This is a genomic window from Streptomyces sp. NPDC005866 (assembly GCF_040629895.1).
In the GTDB taxonomy this organism is placed as follows: Bacteria; Actinomycetota; Actinomycetes; order Streptomycetales; family Streptomycetaceae; genus Streptomyces.
In genome coordinates, this window is sequence record NZ_JBEXWP010000014.1 from 18647 (window position 1) to 43524 (window position 24878).

22 protein-coding genes are annotated in these 24878 nt (G+C 72.6%); 9 read left to right on the forward strand and 13 right to left on the reverse strand.

Features of this window, described 5'->3' with window-relative positions:
- Window positions 1–42 precede the first annotated feature (42 nt).
- Window positions 43–1389 carry an FAD-binding protein gene (locus ABZ396_RS21450; RefSeq protein WP_358920495.1) on the reverse strand — a complete coding sequence of 449 codons (1347 nt, stop codon included), beginning with the start codon at window positions 1387–1389 and terminating at the stop codon, window positions 43–45.
- Window positions 1390–1568: 179 nt separating this feature from the next.
- On the opposite strand from ABZ396_RS21450, the gene ABZ396_RS21455 reads away from it, so the two are divergent.
- The 8 genes from ABZ396_RS21455 to hypE all read left to right on the forward strand — a co-directional run bounded on the left by ABZ396_RS21455 (window position 1569) and on the right by hypE (window position 10656).
- On the forward strand, window positions 1569–2765 hold the full coding sequence (locus ABZ396_RS21455) for an acyltransferase family protein (RefSeq protein WP_358920497.1): 1197 nt from the start codon (window positions 1569–1571) through the stop codon (window positions 2763–2765).
- Between the two features lie 20 nt (window positions 2766–2785).
- Window positions 2786–4456, forward strand: coding sequence for a hydrogenase maturation protein (locus tag ABZ396_RS21460; RefSeq protein WP_358920499.1), 1671 nt, complete (start codon window positions 2786–2788; stop codon window positions 4454–4456).
- On the forward strand, window positions 4453–5034 hold the full coding sequence (locus ABZ396_RS21465; RefSeq protein ID WP_358920501.1) for a hydrogenase maturation protease: 582 nt from the start codon (window positions 4453–4455) through the stop codon (window positions 5032–5034). Before ABZ396_RS21460 ends, ABZ396_RS21465 begins: the two co-directional genes overlap by 4 nt.
- Before the next feature lie 64 nt (window positions 5035–5098).
- Window positions 5099–5821 (forward strand): hydrogenase nickel incorporation protein HypB, encoded by a 723-nt coding sequence (gene hypB / locus ABZ396_RS21470; RefSeq protein WP_358920503.1) that lies wholly within the window; start codon window positions 5099–5101, stop codon window positions 5819–5821.
- Window positions 5818–8181, forward strand: a complete 2364-nt coding sequence (gene hypF, locus ABZ396_RS21475; protein ID WP_358920505.1) for a carbamoyltransferase HypF — start codon at window positions 5818–5820, stop codon at window positions 8179–8181. Before hypB ends, hypF begins: the two co-directional genes overlap by 4 nt.
- A gap of 3 nt (window positions 8182–8184) precedes the next feature.
- Window positions 8185–8475 carry a HypC/HybG/HupF family hydrogenase formation chaperone gene (locus ABZ396_RS21480; RefSeq protein ID WP_358920507.1) on the forward strand — a complete coding sequence of 97 codons (291 nt, stop codon included), beginning with the start codon at window positions 8185–8187 and terminating at the stop codon, window positions 8473–8475.
- The gene (gene hypD / locus ABZ396_RS21485; RefSeq protein ID WP_358920509.1) at window positions 8472–9599 is read left to right on the forward strand and encodes a hydrogenase formation protein HypD; all 1128 of its coding nucleotides are present in this window, start codon (window positions 8472–8474) and stop codon (window positions 9597–9599) included. Before ABZ396_RS21480 ends, hypD begins: the two co-directional genes overlap by 4 nt.
- A 67-nt stretch (window positions 9600–9666) precedes the next feature.
- On the forward strand, window positions 9667–10656 hold the full coding sequence (hypE, locus tag ABZ396_RS21490) for a hydrogenase expression/formation protein HypE (RefSeq protein WP_358920589.1): 990 nt from the start codon (window positions 9667–9669) through the stop codon (window positions 10654–10656).
- A 65-nt stretch (window positions 10657–10721) separates the two neighbouring features.
- On the opposite strand, the gene hypA is transcribed toward hypE, so the two are convergent.
- The 12 genes from hypA to ABZ396_RS21550 form a co-directional block, all read right to left on the reverse strand.
- Window positions 10722–11060 (reverse strand): hydrogenase maturation nickel metallochaperone HypA, encoded by a 339-nt coding sequence (gene hypA, locus ABZ396_RS21495; protein ID WP_358920591.1) that lies wholly within the window; start codon window positions 11058–11060, stop codon window positions 10722–10724.
- Between the two features lie 7 nt (window positions 11061–11067).
- Window positions 11068–11238, reverse strand: a complete 171-nt coding sequence (locus tag ABZ396_RS21500; RefSeq protein ID WP_358920511.1) for a hypothetical protein — start codon at window positions 11236–11238, stop codon at window positions 11068–11070.
- Window positions 11239–11270: 32 nt separating this feature from the next.
- Window positions 11271–11477: a hypothetical protein gene (locus ABZ396_RS21505; RefSeq protein ID WP_358920513.1), complete on the reverse strand. Its 207-nt coding sequence runs from the start codon at window positions 11475–11477 to the stop codon at window positions 11271–11273.
- Window positions 11478–11506: 29 nt separating this feature from the next.
- Window positions 11507–12103: a DUF5947 family protein gene (locus tag ABZ396_RS21510; protein ID WP_358920515.1), complete on the reverse strand. Its 597-nt coding sequence runs from the start codon at window positions 12101–12103 to the stop codon at window positions 11507–11509.
- Window positions 12100–12648 (reverse strand): NifU family protein, encoded by a 549-nt coding sequence (locus ABZ396_RS21515; RefSeq protein ID WP_358920517.1) that lies wholly within the window; start codon window positions 12646–12648, stop codon window positions 12100–12102. The genes ABZ396_RS21510 and ABZ396_RS21515 overlap by 4 nt, the downstream gene beginning before the upstream one ends.
- Window positions 12641–14434, reverse strand: a complete 1794-nt coding sequence (locus ABZ396_RS21520; protein ID WP_358920519.1) for a nickel-dependent hydrogenase large subunit — start codon at window positions 14432–14434, stop codon at window positions 12641–12643. The genes ABZ396_RS21515 and ABZ396_RS21520 overlap by 8 nt, the downstream gene beginning before the upstream one ends.
- Window positions 14435–14497: 63 nt before the next feature.
- Window positions 14498–15592 (reverse strand): hydrogenase expression protein HypE, encoded by a 1095-nt coding sequence (locus tag ABZ396_RS21525; protein WP_358920521.1) that lies wholly within the window; start codon window positions 15590–15592, stop codon window positions 14498–14500.
- A gap of 3 nt (window positions 15593–15595) precedes the next feature.
- Entirely contained in the window at window positions 15596–17086 is a 1491-nt protein-coding gene (locus ABZ396_RS21530; RefSeq protein WP_358920523.1) for a hypothetical protein, read from the reverse strand.
- Window positions 17087–17208: 122 nt separating this feature from the next.
- The gene (locus ABZ396_RS21535) at window positions 17209–19392 is read right to left on the reverse strand and encodes a PQQ-binding-like beta-propeller repeat protein (protein ID WP_358920524.1); all 2184 of its coding nucleotides are present in this window, start codon (window positions 19390–19392) and stop codon (window positions 17209–17211) included.
- Between the two features lie 129 nt (window positions 19393–19521).
- The gene (locus tag ABZ396_RS21540; protein ID WP_358920526.1) at window positions 19522–20346 is read right to left on the reverse strand and encodes a maleylpyruvate isomerase family mycothiol-dependent enzyme; all 825 of its coding nucleotides are present in this window, start codon (window positions 20344–20346) and stop codon (window positions 19522–19524) included.
- 267 nt (window positions 20347–20613) lie between these two features.
- A complete protein-coding gene (locus ABZ396_RS21545; protein WP_358920528.1) occupies window positions 20614–22971 on the reverse strand; it encodes an FUSC family protein in 2358 nt (785 codons plus the stop codon).
- A 53-nt stretch (window positions 22972–23024) separates the two neighbouring features.
- Window positions 23025–23807, reverse strand: coding sequence for a polysaccharide deacetylase family protein (locus ABZ396_RS21550; protein WP_358920530.1), 783 nt, complete (start codon window positions 23805–23807; stop codon window positions 23025–23027).
- 235 nt (window positions 23808–24042) lie between these two features.
- On the opposite strand from ABZ396_RS21550, the gene ABZ396_RS21555 reads away from it, so the two are divergent.
- The gene (locus ABZ396_RS21555) at window positions 24043–24738 is read left to right on the forward strand and encodes a TetR family transcriptional regulator (protein ID WP_358920593.1); all 696 of its coding nucleotides are present in this window, start codon (window positions 24043–24045) and stop codon (window positions 24736–24738) included.
- The last annotated feature ends 140 nt before the right edge of the window (window positions 24739–24878 follow it).

Genomic DNA, 24878 nt, shown 5'->3' on the forward strand with positions numbered 1-24878 from the left:
CGGCGCGGACCGAATCCGGCCCGCGCCGGCCGGTGGCGGTGCTCACCACGCCATCCCGTGCCCCCTGCCAAGGATGCCGTGCGGGTCGTGGACGCTCTTGGCCGCGGCCAGGGTGCCCCACTGGCTGCCGTAGTGCTCCCGCCAGTCGGCAGGGGACATCGGCAGCGCGTTGACCGGATAGGCGACGGCCCCCTTCGCCCGCGCGTACTCGTACGCCGTGCGGTTGGCGGCCACCATCGGGTCGGCCGCGCCCGGGGCGGCCGTGCGCAACAGGGCGAGCAGGTGGACGACTTCGCCGCGCGGGCGGCGGAACAGCGGGGCCCGCAGGGTGCGGGTGAGGAGGGGGTAGAGCAGGACCAGGCCGTTCTCGCGCAGGTCCTGGAAGCCGGGGTCGGCGAGGACGCCGGTGACGACGGACGCCGCGGTGTCCTCGGGGAGCAGCAGGTTCAGCCAGGGATGCGGGTGCAGCCACTCGCCGGTCGCGCGCAGGATCTCCTCGTCCTGCGCGACCCGGTTCGCGAACTCGGCGAATCCGAGGTCCGTGATCTCGGTCGTGTCGAAGGAGAGGTCTCCCAGGAGGGCCTCGTCGTCGGGCGGGGTCGGCCCCTGGTGGTCGGCCACGGCCTCGATCATGTAGTGCCAGCCGCCGGCGGTGTCGTCGGCGGGGCGGGCCTGGCCTTCCAGGTAGGAGAAGCGCCGGTCGGTCGCGAGCCGGTGCTGGTCGGCCAGGTAGGCGTCGAGACAGGGGTAGTACAGGCAGTAGCGGCGCACCAGGGCGGGCGCGGCCGACAGGCGCAGGGTGGCCCTGATGATGACGGCCACCTGTCCCAGGCCGGCCAGGACCGCGTGGAAGAGGGCGCCGTGGTGTTCCGGCGAGCAGACCACGTGCTCGCCGGCCCCGGTCATCACCTCCAGCTCCAGCACCGAGTCCGCGACCAGGCCGTACCGGTGGCTGGCGCCGCCCAGCCCGCCCGCGCTCAGCACACCGCCGACGCCGGCACCGAGGTAGTCGGCGAGGACGGGCGGCGCGAGCCCGTACGGCAGGGTCGCCGCCAGCACGTCCCGCCACAGCGCCCCGGCCGGCACCTCCACCCGGTCCCGGGTCACCGGCCCGACCCCGCTCAGCGCACCCAGGTCCAGGACGATCCCGCCCGGCGCCTGACCCTGGCCGTACAGGGAATGCCCCCCGGCCCGCGCCGCCACCGGGATCCTTCGCGGTCCCGCGTACGCCAGCGCGTCCTTGACCTCGGCCGCGGACCGGGGCCGCAGCACGCCCCGGGGCGGCAGGTGCACGAGGTGGCCGAAATCGTCCGCCGCTTCCTGAAGGGTTTCCGGGCGGGTGTCCAGCAGTTCCACGAATCGTGCGGAGACAGGGTCCGGCGACGTCACGCGGCACGCTCCAAAGGGGCATCGGTCGACACGGGCGGAACCATCTTCGCGACGCAGAATGACGGATGGACCCCGTTTCCCGCTTTGACACCTGAGCGTCGTGACGGGTTTACTCCGCGGGAATCCGGAGAGCAGCGTGACCGGAGTACTGCCCCACCCCCCCTCGCTCCCTGGAGCGCATGTCGTGTGAGAGGTGTTCTGGTCTGTCCGGCTCCCGCGAGACAGCGACCGCAGTCGACGCGCCGCCCGCCGGGGCCGCCGACCGGACACCGGTCCCGCCGCCCCGCGACGGCGCGGCTTCCCGGAGCGGCCCGCCCGCCGGGCGGCGCGACGCCTACTTCGACAACGCGAAATACCTGGCGATCGTGCTCGTGGCGGTAGGGCACGCCTGGGAACCGCTGCGCTCGGACAGCCGCACCGTCACCGCGCTCTACACGTTCGTCTACGCCTTCCACATGCCGGCGTTCATCATCATCTCCGGCTACTTCTCCCGCAGCTTCGACGCCGGCCCGACCCGCGTCAAACGGCTGGTCACCGGGGTCGCCGTGCCCTACGTGGTGTTCGAGGTCGCCTACACCCTCTTCACCCGGTGGAGCGACCACGCCCCCGACCGCGAGATCAGCCTGCTGGACCCCCTGTATCTGACCTGGTTCCTGGCGGCGCTGTTCATCTGGCGGCTGACGACGCCGATCTGGCGGCTCGTGCGGTGGCCGCTGCCCCTCGCGCTCGCCGTCGCCATGCTGGCGAGTCTCTCGTCGTCCATCGGCAACGACCTCGACCTGCAGCGGGCCCTGCAGTTCCTGCCGTACTTCGTGCTGGGCCTGTGCCTGCGCCCGGAGCACTTCAGCCTGCTGCGCCGCCGGCGCGTGCGCCTGTGGGCCGTCCCCGTCGCCCTGTGCGCCCTCGCCGTCGCGTACTGGGCGGGGCCGCACCTGGCCTACCGCTGGTTCTTCCACCGGGACAGCGCCGAGCAACTCGGCGTGCCCGCCTGGTACGGGCCCGTCATGACCCTCGCCACCTTCGGCTGCTCCCTGGTGCTGGTCGCCTGCTTTCTCGCCTGGGTGCCGGGCCGCCGCACCTGGTTCACCGCCCTCGGCGCGGGCACGCTCTACGGCTACCTGCTGCACGGCTTCGTCGTGCAGGGCGCCAAGCCCGCCCACTGGTACGACCCGGCCTGGATGCACGGCCCGCTGGGCGCGGTGACGGTCACCCTCGTCGCCGCCGTGGTGGTGACCCTGCTGTGCACACCACCGGTGCGCCGGGTCTTCCGGTTCGTGATGGAGCCCCGGATGGACTGGGCCTTCCGGGCGGGAGAGGGCCGAGTGGTCCAGGACGGCCGGCGAAACGCCGCCGGGGTCCTTCCCGGAGACCGCTGAAGCGGCGAACATGCCGCACCATGGACATTCTGCTCGTCGCCAGCGCGTTCAACAGCCTGTCCCAACGGGTGTACGCCGAACTGTCCGACCTCGGCCACCACGTGGCCGTCGTCCTCGCCGCCCACGGCCCCGACGCCGTCCGGTCCGCGGTGCGGGACCGGCGCCCTGACCTGGTCATCGCGCCGATGCTGAAGACCGCACTCCCCGTGGACGTCTGGCGGGAGCACACCTGCCTCATCCTGCACCCGGGACCGCTCGGCGACCGAGGTCCCTCCTCGCTCGACTGGGCCATCGCCGGACAGGCGCCCCGCTGGGGCGTGACCGTGCTCCAGGCCGAGGCGGCCATGGACGCGGGCGCCGTCTGGGCGAGCGAGCCCTTCCCGGTGGAGCCGGTCGGGAAGAGCGACCTCTACCGCAACGAGGCCGCGGACGCCGCCCTCACCGCGGTCCACCAGGCCGTACGACGGTATGCGGAGGGCTCGTACAAGCCGGTGCCGCAGAGCGATCCGGCGATCCACGACCAGATCGTCTGGCGTGACGTCTTCCGCCAGGCGCGGCGGCGGATCGACTGGGCGGCCGACGACACGGACACGGTGCTGCGCAAGCTGCGCGGCGCCGACTCCCAGCCGGGGGTGCTGGACGAACTCCTCGGCCGGGAGGTGTTCCTGCACGGCGGCCACCCCGAGGACCAACTGCGGGGCCGGCCGGGCGAGCTGCTCGCGACCCGCGCGGGCGCGGTCTGCCGGGCCACCCGCGACGGCGCCGTCTGGATCCCGGAGCTACGCCCCCGCAAGAGCTCCGGTGACCCGGCCCCCTTCCGCCGCCCCGCCGCCGAGGTGCTCGGCGCCCCGGCCCTCCCGGAGGCCCCCGCCCCGCTCGAACTGCCCCCGGACCGCCGCACCTGGACCGACGTCCGCTACCGGCAGCACGGCGACGTCGGCTTCGTCACCTTCTCATTCCCCGGCGGCGCGATGAGCACCGACCACTGCCGGCGCCTGCTCGCCGCCTACGAGTACGCCCTCGCCCGGCCGACCCGGGTTCTCGTGCTCGGCGGCCGCCGGGACTTCTTCTCCAACGGCATCCATCTGAACGTCATCGAGGCCGCCCCGGACCCCGCCGAGGAGTCCTGGACCAACCTGAACGCGATGGACGACCTGGTCGAGGCCGTACTGCGGACCACCGACCGGCTGGTGGTGGCGGCGCTCGGCGGGAACGCGGCGGCCGGCGGCGCCATGCTCGCCCTCGCCGCCGACGAGGTCTGGTGCCGTACCGGCGCCGTCCTCAACCCGCACTACCGGCGGATGGGCCTGTACGGCTCGGAGTTCTGGACGTACTCGTTGCCCCGCCGCGTCGGAGCGGAGACCGCCCGGCGGCTGACGGAGGAGGCACAGCCGGTGAGCGCCGCCACGGCCGCCCGGCTCGGGCTCGTCGACCGGCTGCTGCCGGTCCCCGCACAGCGCTTCGCCGCCGAGGTCGAGGAACTGGCGGTCGCACTCGCCGGCACAACCGATCTCGGCCGGCGTCTCGCCGCCAAGGCCGCGGCGCGCCGGGCCGACGAGGCGGAACGACCGCTCGCCGAGTACCGGAAGGACGAACTCGAACGGATGCACGCCGTGTTCTTCGACCCCACCGCCGCCTACCACTCGCTGCGCTCGGACTTCGTCCGCAAGGTCCCGGGCGGTGCCCGGTGACGCGGCTGCTGGTGGCGGGCGTCGGCAACATCTTCCTCGGCGACGACGCCTTCGGACCCGAGGTGATCCGTGCCCTGGACCGGCGCCCGCTGCCCCCCGGGGCACGGGTCCGGGACTACGGCATCCGGGGCATGGACCTCGCCTACGAACTGCTCGACGGCTGGACGGTCGCCGTACTCGTGGACGCCGCCGCCCGCGGCAGGCGCCCCGGGACGCTCTCCCTGATCGAGCCCGAACTCCCCGACGGCGTTCCGGCGGCCCCGCCCGAGGCACATGGCATGGACCCGGCGAAGGTGCTCGCCCTGGCCGCCCACCTCGGCGACGAACCCCTGCCGCGCGTCCTCGTCCTCGCCTGTGAGCCCGGGGAGCTGCCACGCGGCGACGAGGACATCGCCCCCGGCCTGAGCGAGCCCGTCCGGGACGCGGTCGAACGGGCCGTCGAAGCGCTGCACACCCTCGTCCCGGCACTGCTGGCCGATCCCCTGGTCACGCCCTCGTTGGACCGCCCGGAGGAATCCACGGGCCCCGCTTCGGCCGGGCTCCCGCACCCGGCCGCCACCGGCGCGGAGGATCGCTGACGGACCAGGACGGGACCCACCCGATCCGACGGTCCTTCCAGGACTCAGCGATCGAGGAGCGCCCATGTGTCAGTCCGAGGAGGTCACCCGGGCCGTCCTGGCCAGGAACGACGGCTTGGCCGCGAGCCTGCGCGACGACCTGGCCGCGCGCGGGGTGAGCATGGTGAACCTGCTCTCCAGCCCCGGCAGCGGCAAGACCGAACTGCTCGGCCGGGTGCTGGCCCGGGCACTGGAGCGGGACGTGCCCGTCGCCGCGTTCACGGCCGACCTCGCGACCGAGAACGACGCCAGGCGGCTGGCCCGTTCGGGAGCGCCGGTGAAACAGTTGCTGACCGACGGGCTGTGCCACCTGGAAGCCCGGCAGGTACGCGGCCACCTGGAGGGCTGGCTGCCGCCGGACACCGCTTTGCTGTTCGTGGAGAACGTCGGCAATCTCGTCTGCCCTGCCTCCTACGACCTCGGCGAGCAGCTGCGGATCGTGCTGATGGCGGTGACCGAGGGCGAGGACAAGCCCTCGAAATACCCCACCGCCTTCGGCTCCGCGCACCTGGTCGTGCTCACCAAGGCCGACCTCGCCGGGCCGGCCGGCTTCGACGACACCGCCTTCGCCGACCATGTGCGGCGGGTCAACCCCGGGGTGGAGATCGTCCGCTCCTGCGCCCGCACCGGCGAAGGCGTCGACACGGTCCTGGACCGGGTGCTCGCGGTACGGGACGGCGCTCCCGCGCACCGTCCGCCCCTCGCCCCGCATCCGCACGGTCACGTCCACGCACCCACCGCCTCGTGACCGCCCCCGCCACGGTAGCCGCGGTCCGCCGGCGCATCACCGTGCGGGGAACCGTGCAGGGCGTCGGGTTCCGCCCGTACGTCCACCGCCTCGCCGCCGGTCTCGCGCTCACCGGATTCGTCAGCAACACGTCGAACGGCGTGCTCATCGAGGTCGAGGGAGCGGCGAGCGGCGTCGAGCGGTTCCGCGAGCTGCTCGCCGCCGAGCCGCCGCCGCTGGCCACCGTCACGGCCGTCGGTGTCGAGGAGGTACCCGTCACCGGGGCGGACCCCGGCTTCACCATCCGCGCCACCGCGCAGTCGTCCCCGGGCCGCACCCTGCTCCCGCCCGACACCGCGACCTGCGCCGACTGCCTGCGGGAGCTGGCCGACCCGGCCGACCGCAGGCACCGTCACCCCTTCATCACCTGCACCCACTGCGGACCCCGCTTCACCATCGCCACCGGGATGCCGTACGACCGCGCGGTCACCACCATGTCCGGCTTCCCCATGTGTCCCGGCTGCGCCCGCGAGTACGACGCCCCGGCCGACCGCCGCTTCCACGCCCAGCCCGTGGCCTGCCCGGACTGCGGACCCCGGCTGCGGCTGGTACCCGCCGCGGGCAGCGGAGTGAGGGCCGCTCGCGATGGTGATGCCCTCTCACGGGCACGAGAGCTGCTCGCGGCCGGACGGATCGTCGCCGTGAAGGGCATCGGCGGCTACCACCTGGCCTGCGACGCCTCCAACCCCCGGGCCGTCGACACCCTGCGCACCCGCAAGGCGCGAGGGGACAAGCCGTTCGCCGTGATGTGCGCGGACCTGGACGAGGTGCAGCGGATTGCCGTGGTCGGGTCCGCCGAACGGGCCACGCTCACCGGCCCCCGGCGCCCCATCGTCCTGCTGCGCCCCCGCGACGACGTACGGCTGGCACCGGGCGTGTGCCCCGGCAGCCCCCACCTCGGTGTGATGCTGCCCTACACCCCCGTCCACACCCTCCTCTTCGGACTCCCCGGCGACCCGCCCGGCCCCCGCGTGCTGGTCATGACAAGCGGCAACCGCTCGGGCGAGCCGATCGTCACGGACGACGACGAGGCGCTGACCCGGCTGTTCGGACTGGTCGACGCCTGGCTCGCCCACGACCGGCCCATCGCCTCGCCCTGCGACGACTCCCTGCTTCGGGTGCGCGCCGACGGCACCGAACAGGTCCTGCGCCGCTCCCGCGGATATGTGCCACGCCCGCTGCGCCTGCCCGTCCCCGTGCGGCCCGCGCTGGCGGTGGGCGGCGACCTCAAGAACGCGCTGTGCGCCGGCGAGGGCGAGCTGGCCTGGTTCGGGCCGCACATCGGCGACATGGGCGACCTGGCAACGCTGGAGGCCGCCGCCCGCGCGGAAGAGCATCTGCACGGGCTGACCGGAGTCCGCCCCGAGCTCATCGCCGCCGACCGCCACCCCGGCTACCACTCGTCCGCCTGGGCTCGCCGCCGCGCCGCTCAACTCCTGGTGAAAAAGCCGGTGTTCGTCCAGCACCACCACGCCCACATCGCCGCCGCCATGGCAGAGGCCGGCCTCGACGGCACCACACCCGTCATCGGCGTCGCCTTCGACGGAACCGGCTACGGCGACGACGGCAGCATCTGGGGCGGCGAGCTGCTCATCGCCGACTACACCGGCTACCGCCGCTTCGCCCACCTCACCCCGGCTCCGCTCCCCGGCGGCGACGCGGCAGTCGCCAACCCCTGCCGGACGGCGCTGGCCCGGCTGTGGGCGGCCGGAGTGCCGTGGGATACGGACCTGCCCTGCGTCGCCGCCTGCTCGCGCGAGGAACTCAGGCTGCTCGCACGGCAGTTGCCCAGTCAGGTCGGCTGTGTGGCCACCTCCAGCATGGGCCGGCTCTTCGACGCCGTGTCGTCCCTCGCGGGCGTGTGCCACCGCGCCGGGTACGAGGCCCAGGCCGCCCTGGAACTGGAGGCACGGGCCTGCCTGGCCTGGGACGAGGACGCGGCCGCGTACCCCTTCGGCTACCGCTTCGACCCGGCCCCCGCGCTGCGCGCGATCGTCACCGACCTGCGGCGCGGCACCCCGGTACCGGTGATCGCGGCCCACTTCCACCGCGGTGTCGCCCGGGCGGTCCTGGACCTGTGCCGCGGCGCGCGCCGCGCCACCGGCCTGACCACCGTCGCTCTCACCGGAGGCGTCTTCGCCAACACGCTTCTGGAGCAGGCCGCTTGCGACCTGCTGCACGGCTTCGGGTTCACGGTCCTCCGGCACCGCGAAGTCCCGCCGAACGACGGCGGGCTGGCGCTCGGGCAACTGGTGGTCGCGGCCCATGAACAACGACCCGACGACGGCCGGCGTACGGCAGTCAGCGACGAGACGGAGTGACCCATGTGTTTGGCAGTGCCCGGCAGAGTCGTGAGCATCGACAACACCGCCGATCCGCTCACCGGCCTGATCGACTTCGGCGGTGTGCAGAAGCAGGCGTGTCTGGAGTACGTGTCCGACGTCCGCGTCGGGGAGTACGTCATCGTCCATGTGGGCTTCGCCCTGCAGCGGCTCGACGAGGAGTCGGCCCTGGCCTCCCTCAAGCTCTTCGAGGAACTGGGGCTGCTGGACGAGGAGTTCGGCGACGCCTGGCAGCAGGCGGCACAGCAGGCCGAGGGAAGTGAGACCCGGTGAAGTACCTCGACGAGTTCAACGACCCTCAGCTGGCGCGCCGGCTGCTGGACGACATCCGGGCCACCGTCACCCGGCCCTGGGCCCTGATGGAGGTGTGCGGCGGCCAGACCCACTCGATCATCCGGCACGGCATCGACCAACTCCTGCCCGAAAAAGTGGAGTTGATCCACGGGCCGGGCTGCCCGGTCTGTGTGACCCCGCTGGAGTGCATCGACAAGGCGCTGGAGATCGCCGCCCGCCCCGACGTGATCTTCTGCTCGTTCGGGGACATGCTGCGGGTGCCCGGCACCGACCGGGACCTGTTCCGGGTCAAGGGCGGGGGCGGCGACGTCCGCGTGGTGTACTCGCCGCTCGACGCGCTGAAGCTCGCCCAGCGCCACCCGGACCGCCAGGTCGTCTTCTTCGCCATCGGTTTCGAGACCACCGCACCGGCCAACGCCATGGCCGTCCACCAGGCCAAGCGCCTGGGCCTGACCAACTTCACCCTCCTGGTCTCGCATGTGCGTGTCCCCCCGGCCATCGAGGCGATCATGACCGCCCCCGCCTGCCGGGTGCAGGGCTTCCTGGCCGCCGGGCACGTGTGCAGCGTGATGGGCATGACCGAGTACCCGCAGCTGGCCGCGCGCCACCGGGTCCCCATCGTCGTCACCGGCTTCGAACCGCTCGACATCCTGGAGGGCATCCGCCGCACGGTCCGCCAGCTGGAGCGCGGCGAGCACCGGGTGGAGAACGCCTACGCCCGTGCCGTGCGCGAGGACGGCAACCCGGCCGCCGTCCGCATGATCGAGGAGGTCTTCGAGGTCACCGACCGTTCCTGGCGCGGCATCGGCCCGATCCCGGCCAGCGGCTGGCGGCTGAGCGAGGCCTACCGCGCGTACGACGCCGAGCACCGCTTCGACGTCACCGGCATCCGCACCGAGGAACCGGCCGAGTGCCGGGCCGGCGAGGTCCTGCAGGGGCTCATCAAACCCGTCGAGTGCGCGGCCTTCGGCACCACCTGCACCCCGCGCACCCCGCTCGGCGCCACCATGGTCTCCAGCGAGGGTGCCTGCGCCGCCTACTACCTCTACCGCCGGATGTCCGAACCGGCGCTCCCGCGCGAGGAGATGAACCCCGTTGGCTGAGCAGACCGTCGTCGACCCGGCGAACTGGAGCTGTCCGGCGCCGATCCGTGACCAGCCGGTCGTGGTGATGGGCCACGGCGGAGGCGGCGCCCTCTCCGCCGAACTGATCGAGCAGGTCTTCGCCCCCGCCTACGGCAACGCCCTGCTCGCCGCGATGACCGACTCGGCCGTCCTGCACCTCGGCGGCACCCGGCTGGCGTTCTCCACCGACTCCTACGTCGTACGGCCGCTGTTCTTCCCCGGCGGCTGCCTCGGCGACCTCGCCGTCAACGGCACGGTAAACGACCTGGCGATGAGCGGCGCCCGGCCCGCCTACCTCTCCGCCGCGTTCGTCCTGGAGGAGGGCGTGGAGCTGGCCGTCGTCGAACGCGTGGCGCGGGCCATGGGCGCGGCGGCCGAGACGGCCGGAGTCACCATCGCCACCGGTGACACCAAGGTGGTGGAGGCGGGCCACGGTGACGGGGTGTATGTCACCACCGCCGGGGTCGGCCTCGTCCCCGAGCTGGTGGACATCCGGCCGCAGCGGGCGCGGCCCGGTGACATCGTCATCGTGAGCGGGCCGATCGGGCTGCACGGGGTCGCCGTCCTGAGCGTGCGCGAGGGGCTGGAGTTCGGGGTCGAGATCGCCAGCGACACCGCGTCGCTGGCCGATCTCGTCGCCACCATGCTCCACGTCACCCCGGACATCCACGTCCTGCGCGACCCCACGCGCGGTGGCCTGGCCGCCTCGCTGAACGAGATCGCCCGCGCCTCGGGAACGGGGGTGCGGCTGACCGAGCGGGCCATCCCGGTACCGGACGCGGTCACCAACGCCTGCGGGTTCCTCGGGCTCGACCCGCTCTACGTCGCCAACGAGGGCCGGCTCGTCGCCTTCGTCCCCCCGACGGAGGCCGAGGCCGTGCTGGAGGCGATGCGCGCCCATCCGCAAGGGGCGGGCGCGACCCGGATCGGCGAGTGTGTGGCCGACCATCCCGGGATGGTCGTGGTCGCGACCGGACTCGGAGGCACGCGGATCGTGGACCTGCCGCTCGGGGAGCAGCTCCCGCGGATCTGCTGAACGCGGAACCGCTGAACAAGGCGAAGACCCCGCCGGTGCCCGGTCCGTTCCGGGCACCGGCGGGGTCATTCGACCGCGGTGATCTCCAGCTCCCGGCCGCTGCGCAGCTCGGTGCAGGGCCGGTCGCAGCGCGGGCACCAGAAGAACGGCGGCATACCCACCGCGAACTCCTCGGCGCACGGCCCGCACCAGGCCTGCGCGGTCACGTGCTCGACCACGAGATGTGCCCCCGCCAGGGCGGTGCCGTCGCGGGCCACCTCGAAGGCGAAGGTCAGGGCGTCGGGTACGACCCCCGACAGCTCGCCGACCCGGACGGACACCGCCGAGACGGTGTCCGGCCCGTCCGCCCGGGCCCATTCGCCGGCCTGTTCCACGATCGCGGTCGCGATCGACAGTTCGTGCACGCCCGGCTCACGGATACCGGCGACGGGCACCCAGCCCGCCGGCGATACGCCAGATCTTCAGCTCGCGGATCAGGCTGGGGATCTCGCTGACGAGCAGCGCCGCGCACAGGGCGCCCACCACGGCGACCTCGGCGGCCAGCACGCGCTGGGCCGTCTTACCTCTTCTTCGTTGCCTCATGTGGGGAAACTCCCAGTTCTCTCTCGTCCGGTTCAGCCGGGAGGGATGTTCGGCATGACGTCCAGCAGGGCGTCGTGCCGCTTCCAGTGGATGCCGGTGGAGCGCCGCGCGTCGGCGGTGCCGTCCCGGTGATGCCCTCTCTGGGCGGTGTTCGGCCCCCGGTTGCCCTGGTGCATACCGGGCACGTGGGACGGCGTGTCGGGCTTCGCCTGGGCTCGGCCGACTCGGATGCTGCCCATGGGGTTGCTCCTTCCTGTGTTTCCGTTCCTCAAGACCGCTCGGTGAGCTCCTCGAAGAAACGCTCCACGGCCGGCCACATCCGGCCGCCACCGGACAGGCCGCGCCATTCCCGGCGGACCACGGCGAGCATGCGGAAGCAGTCGTCGACCGGGACGATCCAGTGGTGGTCCAGGCCGTGGACCGTGTTGACCAGCAGTGCCTCGACATCGGGGGTCATGCCGGCCAGGGGCGGGCAGCCGGCGACCGCCCGCTGCCATGCCGCCGCGTCCACCTCCCAGCGCATGGCACCCGCCGGGCTCGGCCCCTCGGCGGTGACCGAGCCGTCGGCGCGCGGTACGAAGAAGACCAGGCCGACCGGGACCCCGAGGGCCGCGGTGTCGACCTTCGGGAGACGGACCCGGCGGGTGGGGATCAGCCGGAACTGGGCTTCGCCGCTGCCCTGGCCGGGGAACAGCACCGAGCAGGGGCGGCAGGCGCAGCGGACCTCGGCCTGCCCGGTGTCGTACAGATGCGGATGGTTCGCGGGCACCGGGGCGGCGCACAGGTCGCACACCTCCGCCTCGGCCGCCGGCCGGTGGTCGGCGGCCGTACGGATGAGGCGGGCCAGGGCTCCGTCGGTGCTCACCGGGTCTCCTGTGGCCGGCGCAGGGAGTCCAGGGGGACGAAGGCGGGAGCCGGGGCCTCGGGCACCGGCTGCACGTCGGCCAGCTCGGGAGCCGCGGCGAGCACCGCCTCCCGGACGACGTCGGTCACATCCGTAGTACCTCCGCCGCACCCGGAGCCGCAACCGCCGCCCGTGGTCAGCCGCACCCGGCCCACCTGGTCCTCCACGCCGGCCCACTCGACGTCACCGCCGCGTTCGCGCACGGCGGGCCGCAGCCGCTCGACGGCGCGGGCGGCGCGGCGCTCGGGGGATTCGGGGTGGATGTCGTGCAGGACCAGAAGGTGGTCAAGCAGTTCGTCGTCGGCGAGCCGTTCGGCCAGCGGCTCGTCCGCGCGGTCCAGGACGCGGGCGAGCGCCTCGCCGTAGACCTCGGTCAGCAGGCGCACCGCCTCCACGGCCGAGCCGCCGGTCGGGCCGGGGACCGACGCCAGCTCCTCCAGCAGTGTGTCGAGGCGGGCCAGCCGGGCCTCGACCGACGCGCCGTCGAGCCGCCCGGGCTCAGCCATGATTGGCCCCGTACGTCGGCGAGTGGGTGACGGTCAGCGTCTTGCCCTTGCCCGTGTACATATGGACACCGCACGGCAGACAGGGGTCGAAGCTGCGGACCGTGCGCATGATGTCGACGCCCTTGAAGTCGTCCGGGCCGTTCTCCTCGAAGATCGGCTGACCCATGACGGCGTCCTCGTAGGGGCCGGGGGTGCCGAACTTGTCGCGGGGGCTGGCGTTCCACGGGGTCGGCGGGTACGGGTGGTAGTTGGCGATCTTCTTGTCCTTGATCACCAGGTGGTGGGAGAGGACCCCGCGCACGGCCTCGTGGAAGCCGCAGCCGATCGCCTCGTCCGGCACCTCGAAGTCCTCGAACACCTTGGTGTCGCCGGACCTGACCAGCCCCATGGCCTCCTCCAGGAACTGCAGGGCCATGGCCGCCGCGTAGGCGACGAAGTACGGCCGGGCGCGGTCGCGTTCCAGGGTGTTGGACCACTTCGGGATCTTCCACTCCAGCACGGTCTCCGGCAGGCTCTCGCCCTTGGGCAGCGAGATCCGCACACTGGTGCCGGTGGCCTTGATGTAGGGCGTGTCGACGATGCCGTTCAGCGCGGTCGACCACAGCCGGGCCAGCGGGCCGCCGCCGGTGTCGAGGGCCAGGTGGTCGCCGCTGCGCTGGTCGAACCAGCGCGGGCTCATCACCCAGCTGTAGTTGCCCTCGAAGTCCCGCTTCTGCGGCACCGGAAGGGTCGTCTGGTTCCACGGGTGGCGCATGTCGACGGGGTTGCCCAGCGGGTCGTGGGTGACGAACGGGTCCTCGTTCACCCAGTCCTCGTAGAACGAGCTGCCCAGCATGATCCTGAGGCCCAGGTTGATGTCGACCAGGTTGTTGGTGACCAGTTCCCCGTCGACCACGATGCCCGGGGTGACGTACATCGCCTTGCCCCAGCGGTCCATGTTCTCGTAGCGGTAGTCGACGACCTTCGGGTCCTGCCAGGCGCCCCAGCAGCCGAGCAGGATACGGCGCTTGCCGACCTCCTCGTAGCCGGGCAGCGCTTCGTAGAAGAAGTCGAAGACGTCGTCGTTCATGGCGACGGCCTTCTTCACGAAGTCGATGATGTGCATCAGCCGGCTGAGGTAGTCGGTGAACACGGTCGGCTGCGGCATCGTGCCGACACCGCCGGGATACAGCGTGGAGGGGTGGACGTGCCGGCCCTCCATCAGGCAGAACATCTCGCGCGTGGTCCGGGAGACCTTCAGGGCCTCCTTGTAGACCTCGCCCTCGAAGGGGTTGAAGGCCTTCATGATGTCCGCGATGGTCCGGTACCCGTGGATGTCACCGCGCGGGGCGTCGGTGCGCTGGGCGCGGGCCAGGACAGTGGGGTTGGTGGCCTTGACCATCTGCTCGCAGAAGTCCACGAAGACCAGGTTGTCCTGGAAGATCGTGTGGTCGAACATGTACTCGGCCGCCTCGCCGAGGTTGACGATGTGCTCGGCCAGCGGCGGCGGCTTCACTCCGTACGCCATCTGCTGCGCGTAGTCGGAGCACGTGGTGTGGTTGTCGCCGCAGATCCCGCAGATCCGCGAGGTGATGAAGCCCGCGTCGCGTGGGTCCTTGCCCTTCATGAAGACGGAGTAGCCGCGGAAGAGGGAGGAGGTGCTGTGGCACTCCACCACCTCCCGGTTGGCGAAGTCGATCTTCGTGTAGATGCCCAGGTTTCCGATGATCCGGGTGATCGGATCCCAGGACATGTCCACGATCTGCGCGGGCTTGCGCGCCTGCTGCCGGGCCTCGGTTGTGCTCATCGGCGTTGCTGCCCCTTGCTGTGGGTGGTTCTCGGGTCGGTGGAGGGTGTGTGCTGAACCGCGTCAGGGCCGCCACCGCGGGGCGTACCCGCTGGTGAGCTTGCGCTTGTTGTGGCGCCACTTGGGCTCGTGGTTCACCAGCTCGTTGGTGAAGCCGCGCAGCCGGCGGATGACCGCGCCGTACGGCTTGATGGCCAGCGAGGAGAGGGTGCCGCCGGGCGGCTCGTCCATGAACGGCATGAACGCGTCCGGGAAGCCCGGCATGGTGCAGCCGATGCAGATGCCGCCGACATTCGGGCAGCCGCCGATGCCGGCCATCCAGCCCCGCTTGGGCACGTTGCAGTTCACGACCGGACCCCAGCAGCCCGCCTTCACCAGGCACTTGGGCGAGTTGTAGTCCGTCGCGAAGGTGGCCTGCTCGTAGTAGGCGGCGCGGTCGCAGCCCTCGTGCACCGTTTTGCCGAACAGCCACTGCGGACGCAGCATGTGGTCCAGCGGGGGCGGGGGAGCGCTGCCGGCGGCGTGGTAGAGGACCCAGACGAGGGTCTCCATGAAGTTCTCCGGCTGCACCGGGCAGCCCGGCACGTTCACGATCGGCAGCCCGCCCTGGGACTTGAAGTCCCAGCCCAGGTAGTCCGCGAGACCCATGGAACCGGTCGGGTTGCCGGCCATCGCGTGGATGCCGCCGAAGGCGGCACAGGTGCCGATCGCGACCACCGCCCAGGCCTTGGGCGCCAGCTGGTCGATCCAGTCGTTGAGGGTCTGCGGCTGGCCGGTGTCCGGGTCGTTGCCGAAGGACGTCCAGTAGCCTTCGCCCTCGATGATGTTCTGGTTCGGGACCGAGCCCTCGATGACGAGGATGAACGGTTCCAGCTCGCCCCGCGCGGCCGCCCGGTACGGGGCGAGGAAGTCCTCGCCGCCCAGGCTCGGCGAGAGCACCTTGTTGACCAGGTTGACCTTCGGCAGACCCGGGATCAGGCCGAGGACCAGGTCCTCGATGGAAGGCTGGTCGGCCGCCGTCACGGAGACGGTGTCGCCGTCGCAGCTCATGCCCTCGGAGATCCACAGAATGGTGATCTCGTCGAACCCCTGGCGTTCCCCGGCTCGGCTGGGTTCTCCGCCGACGGCGGTGGCGGTGGTGCCGTTCTTGGTGCTCATGCGCTAGGCCTCCGATGGAGTAGGTCCCGGGGACGGCTCGGCGGCCGCCGCTGGGTCCGGGACGTCGGTGCCCCCGAGCGGCTCGACTTCGTCGGGCCGGAAGTAGTGGAAACGGCCGTACCAGCCGTGCAGTTCGGCCGCCGGGTCGTCGTCGACGGTGACGGCGAGATGGGTGCTGCCGTCCACGTCGTGGAAGACGGCCGCCACGGTCGCGGTCCGTCCGGCCAGGAACATGTCCTGGGCGTCGGCGCCCCTGCCGCGCGGGCGGAGCCGTACCGCGCTGCCGCCGCCCACCCGCACACTGTCGACCAGGACCGTGTCGGTGGCCGGGGAGAGCCCGTCGTCGGCGCCTTCCTGCCACCAGGCGGGGCGGTCCGCGACGGGCTTCAGCGAACGGATGGCGCCGTGCAGCCGCCCGAAGACCTCCGGCGGCATGGAGTCGACCCGGTCGAGGATCTCCGCGGCCCGCCGGTCGGTGGCACGGGCCTCCCGCTTCTCCTCGTCCGTCAGCAGCATGGTGCGCAGGGTGAGGATCTCGTCGATCTCGCCGGCGTCGTGCAGGTCCCCGGGGCTCTCCGGTGCCACCTGCGGATGGTCGGGGAGGATGATCGGCGAGGAGAGCAGCAGGCCGGAGGCCGAGCCGTCGGCGGGGGCGTCGGCCGGGGGCGCGCCGCCGAGCACCGGGAACGTGAAGTCGTTACGACAGCTCAGCGCTGCTTCCTGGAGGGCCGTGCCCGGGTCGATCAGGGAGACGAACTCCGCGCCCTCGGCGGCGAGCAGGGTGTGGGTGGCGATGAGGGCGTGGCGCAGCGCCTGGTCGCGGGGGGCGTGCGGATCCCCCGTACGCCCCTCGTGCTCGGTGCGTACCCGGAGCCGGAGGAGGCCCTCGCCGAACCGCTCGGCCACGAGCGTGGTGCTTGCCCGTACCTCCTCCCGGCGCCTGACGACCCGTCCGGCGCCGGACGGCAGCGCCTCCGTGTCGGCACCGGCGGGGGAGCCCACCGGAAAGGTGTGCTCGCCCTCGTCCAGGGCGACCGTGAGCGCGGCCTCGCGCGGCACCGCCTCCTCGAAGGTCAGCTGCACGGTCCCGTCGTCGCACGTCAGCGACTCGACCGGCCGCCGTTCGCCGTCCTCGACCTGCTTGTGCTGCATCTGCAGATACCGCACGCGCACCCGCACGGCCGCGTCCGGCCGGTGCACCCGCACCAGGCACTCCGTCTGCTGGTACCAGGAGTCCGCCGAGCCGGACACGCCCGGGCAGACCGGGCCGTCGGCCTCCACCCAGTCCCTGGGGAAAAGGACCCCGAACTGCCAGCGGGCACGGTTCTTCGGCGAGGACCGCCGATAGGGGTAGAGGAGGTAGCCCTCGTAGAGGACGGCATCGGCGACGGCGCTCAGCTGCCCGAACGCGTCCCCGGAGCGCTCGGGCGGCCGCGTCGGGCCGTTCACCAGGGCAGTGCGGGGCGCTCTGCCGTCGACCAGTCCCTCGGCCATGCAGCCTCCTCGGATCCGTACGCGCGCCCATACCTTCCACCACGGTCACATCGGTCACGCCCGCTCGCCTCTTCTGGCCGAGCGGCGTTAGACCGGACGGGGGTGCCTGGGCGTACGCCGGGTCAGCCGGCGGAGGCGGCCTGCGCGGGACGGTCCGGGCGGACCGAGAAGACGATGTCGCCGACCTGGGCCACGATCGCGTCCCGCACCAGCAGCAGGCTCGGCACGGTGGTCTCGGCGGAGGGCCCGGGGTTGTCCACCTTGGCCGTGCTCCAGCGCTCGGCGCCGGTACGCCGGTCGAGGGCGAGCAGCCGGCCGTAACGGTTGACGAAGTACAGCTCGTCGTACGTCGACGAGTACACCGGCTTGGACAGGTTCTCGATCTGCGTCTCCCGCTGCCACACCTGGCTGCCGTCGCCCGAACGCAGCGCGGTGACCGTGCCGTCGGGCCCCACGATGTACACGACGCCGTCGGCGAGGGTGATCGTGCCGCGCCGGACGCTCCCGAAGGGGACCTTGACGACGGCGCCGGTGGCCGGGTCCACCCGGATCAGGCCCGTGTACGGCAGGTTCTGCAGGTCGGTCGACTCGTAGCCGTCCCCGGCCGGCCTCTGCACCGCGAAGAGCAACTGCCCGGCCACGCTGCCCAGCGGCCGCGACAGCGCGGGCACGGTGGCGAGTTCACGGGCGGTGCCGTCTCCCGGGTCGAGGCGCAGGACGCTCATCGAACCGTGGGTGGGATCGGCCTCGTCCGAGCACAGCCCGTACGGCACACCGTCCACGACCGCCGGGTCGCAGGCGGTGCCGGACGTGGAGCTCGCCGGGGTCTGCCACAGGGGCCGGCCGGTACGGGCGTCGAAGGCGGCCAGATGCGACCTGTCGTTGGGCAGCACGAGAACCCCGCCCTTGAAGAGCTGGGCGGGGTGGTCCTGGCCGGTGTCGACATCGGTCGACCACAGCTGCCTGCGGTTGCCGGGGTCGAGGGCGACCACCCGCTGGGGGTAGAACGTGGCGTCCGAGTTCTTCTTGTCGTATGTGTAGAGGATGCCGTCGCGTGCGCCGGCGGCCAGCGTGGTCTGGAGGTTGGCGCCGTACCGCCACGCCACGCGTCCGGTGGCGGCGTCGATCCGGGCGGTGGTGAAGCCGGTCCCCGCACAGTACAGCGAGGAGGCATCGGAGACGCAGCCGCTCTGCGTGCTGTCGAGGAAGCGGGGCGCGGAGCCGCCGCGCACGGTCTTCAGGAGGCTCGCCCGCCAGGGCCGGTAGCCGGTGGGCAGCGCGGGGGAGAGCGCGGCGGAACTCCGGTGGGCAGCGGGGGTCTTGGCGGGGGTGCCCGAGTGCGACGCCACGTGGTACACGGTCACGGACACGGCGGTCACGGCGAGGACCGCACCGAGGACGGCGAGGGGGTGCCGGCGTCTGCGGACGGGGACCGCCGTGGTGTCGGTCTCGCGCGAGAGCCGCGGGCCGGGCACCGGGGGCGCCGTCCCGGAGTCCGGCAGGGTCGCCAGCAGCCTCTGAAGTTCGGCCAGTTGGGGCCGGACCGCCGGATCCTTGGCCAGGCACCGCTCGGCGATGTCGCGCAGCGGCCGCGGGACCCCGTCGAGGGCCGGTGCCTCGTACATCACCTGATAGCCCGTCAGATACGGGCTGCCGCCGTCGAAGGGACGGTTGCCCGTCGACGCGTACACCAGGAGCGAGCCCAGCGAGAACACGTCCGAGGCCGCCGTGACGTCACGCGGTGCCGTGAACTGCTCCGGGGACATGAACGGCGGGGTGCCGATCAACCGGCCGGTCACGGTGAGGAGTTCGTTGTCGGCCGCCCGGGAGATGCCGAAGTCGATGACCCGCGGCCCGTCCTCGGCCATCAGCACATTGCTGGGCTTCAGGTCCCGGTGCACCACCCCGGCCTGGTGGATGTCCCGCAGCGCCTCGACCAGCCCCAGTCCCAGTGTGCGCAGCTCGCGGCCGCCCAACGGGCCGTCCTTCGCGACGGCTTCGGCCAGCGTGCGCCCGGGCACGTACAGTGTGGCCATCCACGGCTGATCGGCGTCGGGGTCGGCGTCGACCACGGGCGCGGTGAATGCGCCGCTCACCCGGCGGGCCGCCGCGACCTCCTGCTTGAAACGGGTGCGGAACTCGTCGTCCAGTGCGTACTGCGCGTGGACGACCTTGACGGCGACCTGCCGTCCCGAGGGCGAGTGCGCGAGATAGACGACGCCCATCCCCCCACTGCCGAGCCTGTCGACGAGCGTGTAGCCGCCGACGGATCCGGCGGACCCCGATTCCCCGGTGCTCAGCGGCATTCCCGGTCGCCCTTCCCGCTTCCCTTGCGCCCCATGGCCGTGCAGGGCCCTCAGCCTAGGCCCTGCCGGATCCGGACTCGGACGTCCCTGGCGTTTCGCCGGGCGGCCGGGGGGCTCCGGCGGGGCGCGTCAGGGGGCGACGAAGAGGCTGGGGAAGCGTGGTGCGAGCCAGGGTTTGCGGCCCGTGGCGAGTACCTGTCCGCGGGCCATGGCGAACCACGGGTTGCGGCGGCCGAGGGCGATGAGCAGGAAGGCGACCGGATCGATGAGGATCGTGCAGTCCGGGCGGTCCTGCGGTTGCGGAACCACCCGGACGGCACCGTCGGCGAGCGTGACCCCGAAGGCCCCGCCGCCACCGCGCAGCCGGACCGTGTAGCGGGCGGTCACTCCGGCGACGGCCGAACCGTCCGCCACGGCCGGCATCACCGAGAGCATGAACGGCATGCACAGCTCGACCCGTTCGGCGTCGATCATGTGCGGACGCCGCAGCGCGCGAGCGAGATCGTAGCCGTGGCCCAGCATGTGCGTGAGCAGATAGGAGGCGAGGACGGACCGGTCCATCGGGCCGAGCGGGGTGGTCGGCGCCGGACCGTCCGCCGCCGTGGCCAGCGCGTCGACGCAGCGCGCGGCCTGCTCGGTGATCATCGCCGCGAGCGGCTCGGCCCGGCGCTCCCCGAACGCGGCCAGCGACTCCGCGTTGGCCGCCGCGAGGCTCCGCGGTGTGCCGTCCCCGTAAGGGCGTTCCCTCCCGAGGGCGAGGTCGGCCATCAGCTCGTTGGCCAGCGCCAGATGGGCGGCCGCCTCGCCGACCGTCCACTCCGACCCCGGCACGGCGACACCCGTGTCGGCCACGCCGTCCAGCACGGCCGCGATGTCGTCGCCGGCCTGCCGTATCGCCTGCCCGAGCCCATCGGGCAGCGCCCCTCGGACGTCCTGCCGTGCCGCCTGGTCCACGTCGGTTGCTCCCGTTCCGCCGGGCGGTACCCAATCAGACGCACGGGCCGCACCACAAGCCCCGTGACGGTCACCGCGGCCGAGGCCGCGCGGGAGCAACGCGGCCGCCCCCGGCGACGTCCTCCTCGCACTCCCTGGCGGCGGCGCGGCCTGCGGAACCGGGAGGCGGTAGGCGGGGCGGATCCGGCGCACCGTGAGCTGAACCCGTGGACACCCCAACCTCAGCGGCACGGGGGCTTGAACCGCCGGTGCGGTCCTTCGCCGTGCTCAGCCGGTGGACCTCGTACGGGTCCAGCTGTGGCGTGCGCCCGCCTGCCTCCTCGCCGCGTCCGCGAGGCCGGGCTGGAGGCGGCGGGCCGCGTCGACGTGGTCGTCGGTCCAGATGATCCGGACCGCGACGGGGGTGGCCCGGCCCTGACCGTCGGTGAGTTCGGTGCGGACGGACTCCACAAGCCGCGCGGCACCCTCGGGGTGCAGCGGGACGACGTCGGGGACGGGCGAGCGGTCGCCGAGACTCGCCGCGAGCCCTTGATACCAGTCGGTGACAAGGGCCGCCGACCTGAGGACGGCACGGTGGGCGTCGGCCCGCACGGCCTGGACGCGCGCCAGATCCTCACCCTGCCACAGGGAGACGACGGCGTCGGCGGCCAGCCGCAGCCCGACGACTCCCGAGACGAGGGACGTCGTGCCCGCCAGCGACAGTGGCTTGGCGCCGCGTTCGGCCAGGAAGCTGCGGAACGCGTCGTCGAGGCGGCGGGCGGAGGCCGCCGCCGCACGGCTCTGCGGATCGGGGTCGGCGGGGTGGCGATGGCCCAGGGCGTAGTCGACGGCGACTCCGAGGTAGCGGGCGCTGTCGTCGTACGCCTGGGCGAGCGCCTTGTGGACGGCGGCCCGGGCGCCGCGCGGCCAGAAGAACACGGCGACCAGGATGCTGACCGCGCACCCCAACGCGATGTCCTGGACCCGCAGCAGGGCGATGTGCCAGTTGGGGTCGCGGCCGACGTTGAACAGCACCACCAGCGTGACGGTGAACGCGGCCTGCCCGGCGGCGAAGGAGATGGCGGCGGGCGCGATACCGGCGAGCAGGATGGCCACGGGGAGCACGAACCACAGCGCGGTGCCGTGATGGCCGATGAGATGCAGCAGCCCAGCCCCGACGACGGAGCCGACCACCGTGCCGAGGACGGCCCGAGCGGCGTTCTGCCCGGTGCTGAGCGCGTTGGAGCGCAGCACGGACAGAGTGCCCAGCAGGACCCAGAACGAGTGCCCCACGCCGGTCACACCGGCCAGGAGCACGGCGATGCCGAGGCCGGCGGCGCCGCGCAGGCTGTTGTGCAGCCACACCGAGTCGGCCCTGAGATGGGCGGCGGCCCGTTCCCATGCGGAGGCCAGCGGCGCGGCCATCGCGCCAGGCTCACGCCCGAGCAGCCGCTCCCGCCAGCTGCGCTGCCAGGCGGTGGCCGCCACGTCCACGTTGCCGGCGATCTGCAGCACGTCGAAGCCGAGCTCCTGGGCGCGGAAGGACACGTCGAGCGTGGCGATGAACCCGTAGACCTCGGCCGTGCTGCTCCCACCCGGGTGTTCGGCGGGCACACGGACGGTGGAGCTGTGCTCCATGCCGGTCAGGGCCGCCCGCAACCGCTCGGCGCGGGTCCGCAGCGGGCCGGTGTCGCCGCCCAGGTCCGTGAGCAGGTCGCAGGCCGCCTCCAGGACGTGAGCGGCGGCGCGGCGCACACTGTGCGCGGCCGGATCACAGCCGGGAGGCTCGTCGGTGTAGTCGGACCGGTCGACGAGGACGGCGCACAGCCAGGTGAGTTCGTCGACCAGCCGGACCAGGGCACGTGAGGTCGCGGACAGGCCGGTGGGGCGATAGGGGGTGGCCTCGAAGGCTTCCCGCAGGTCCGCGCCGGTACGGGCGGTGTGCTCCGCGGCCGCCGCGCACCGCTCGGCGTCGGGCACCGCCCCGTCCGGGCCCGGCACGGAGGCGCGGGTGCGCAGATACCCTGCGGCGGCGTGACAGACGGCGGCCGCCGGGGCGCTGAGCGGATCGGCGACGGGACGCGGCCACAACAGGGCGACGGCCGGCAGCGCCAACGCCGCCGCCAGGCCCGCCCCCGCGAGGCGGTCGGGCAGCTCGGACAGCGGGACCGGTGCGCTGACCGGCAGCACGAAGGCCAGCAGAAGCGCCGTCGCGCTGCCGGCCAGGACGGAGCTGACCACACCGGAGAACAGGACCACGAAGCCGACCACGACCGTGGCCAGTACGGCGAGCCAGAGCTCCACGGCCGCCACTGTCCCGACGCAGATCAGCACCAGCCACGCCACCGCGAGAGCCGCCTGCGCCCGCAGCCGTTCCACCATCGGACCGGAGTAGTCGACCAGTAGCAGCATCGAGAACGATCCGAACGCGGCGAAACTCGCCATCGTCGGGGAGTGGAACACCTCGGTGCACAGGGCGAACAGGGCGGGCATCACCAGCGCCGTACGCCCGGCCCGCCGGGTCGCCGCGAGGTCCGGGTCCTTGCGCCGCAACCACGTCACCCAGCGTGGTGCCCGCCCCGACATGTACACCTCCCGCTGGCCCAGGGCAGCCGGCCCCGCCGCCGCACCGCGTACACCACCCATATGCGGCCACCCCCGGGCGGTCCGCAACATTTACCCGGCTGGCGCGGCCCGGCTCACCGCACCGGGAAGCCGAACGCATACCCCTCTTCCTTGAGCCAGGGCAGCACCTCGCGCAGCGCGGCCACGGTCTCCGAGCGGTCGCCGCCGGCGTCGTGGAAGAGGATGGTCGGGCCGTTGGGCATCTCGTCCTTGACGGTGGCGACGATGGCGGCAGTGCCGGGGCGTTCGAAGTCCTTCGAGTCGACGTTCCAGCCGAGCGGCCGCATGCCGTGGGAAGCGGCGAGCTTTCTGCTGTACGGGGTGAAGGCGCCGCCGGGTGCGCGGTAGTAGACCGGCCGTACACCCCCCGACGCCTCGGTGATCATGCGTTCCGCGTCGAGGATCTGCTGGGACTGGTAGGCCTCGGACTCGTGGTCCATGCTGACGTCGTGGGACACCGTGTGGTCGCACAGCCGGTGCCCGGCCGCCACCACAGCCTTGACCAGGTCCGGATGCGCCTGCGCCTGCGGGCCGATCATGCAGAACGTGGCCTTGGCGCCGTACTCCTTGAGCACCTGGAGCACCTGCGGCGTCCAGACCGGGTCCGGCCCGTCGTCGATGGTGATGTTCACGCCCCGGGCGCCCCGGTCCGAGGCGTGCGCGATCTCCACCGACACCGCGGCCGCCTTCCGGCCGGCGCCGGGCACGGCGCGGTGCGACGAAGTCCCGGTTCCCGCACTCTCGTTGACGGGACCGGCCTGCGCGGTCCACAGCGATGCGGCCACGGCCACCGCTGTGACCCCCGTCGCCGCCGCGGCCACCTGGCCGTACCATCCTCGTCCGCCGCGCCGTGCCATCGTCCGCCCCGATTCTTGTAGTTGCGTTATCTCGCACCCGTCAGGACGGAAGGCGGCGGGCACCGGATCCGTCCGTTACCGATCACGGACAATTCCGCGGGAGATCTGCGACAGGCTCTCTGTCTTTCCTTTAACGGCGAGCGGGGCGATCGGTGTTGGCGGCTCGGCCGGTGAGTCCCGGCAGGGGTCGGCCGGTCGGCTCGCAGGCATGGGCGGAGCAGGCGTTGCGCAATTAATGCAACCGGGTTGTGCTAAGCTTCCGGCCGTGAGTTCGACCGGACCCCGGCGCGCCCGCAGTGCGGCGGCCAAGCAACAGCGTGAGCGGGAGATCCTCGACGCCGCCCGATCGCTCGGTACCGGGCGCAGCGTGCGTGAGGTCACGCTGACCGACATCGCCGCCGCCGTCGGCATGCACAAATCCGCGATGCTGCGGTACTTCGAGACACGGGAGCAGATCTTCCTGACACTCACCGGCGAGGGCTGGCAGGAGTGGTCGGCGGCGCTGCGCGCGCGCCTGGGCGAGCTCACCGGAGCCGGCCATGACGAGATCGCCGCGGCCATCGCCCGGTCGCTTGTGGCGCGGCCGTTCTTCTGCGACCTGCTCGCCCAGGCGCCGCTGAACCTGGAGCGCAATGTGTCGCTCGACTCGGCCTACGAGTTCAAGACGATCGCCCTCGCCGAGGTCGCCTCGATCGCCACCGTGCTGCGCGGCCTGCTCGGGATCGGCGAGGGCGCGGCCGTGGACGTGATCGCCACGGCCACGGGCATGGCCGGGGCGCTGTGGCAGATGGCCGCACCCGGCACCGGCCTTCGCGAACTCTATGAAACCCACTCCGAGTTGGCGCATGCGGTGGTCGACGTCGAACCTCGGCTGACCCGTATCCTGACCGGCCTGCTGAACGGAGTACGCGCGACGGCCGTGGAGCCCTGAGGCGCCGGTCCCGGGCGCGACGTCCCGTGTCGCCGGAGCCCGGAGCCCGGAGCCCGGAGCCCGGAGTCGTCCGCGCCTACCGGCTGACGTCGTTGTCCGGCTTGAACGGCAAGGCGTAGACGGTGCTCCCGTTCGCTGCC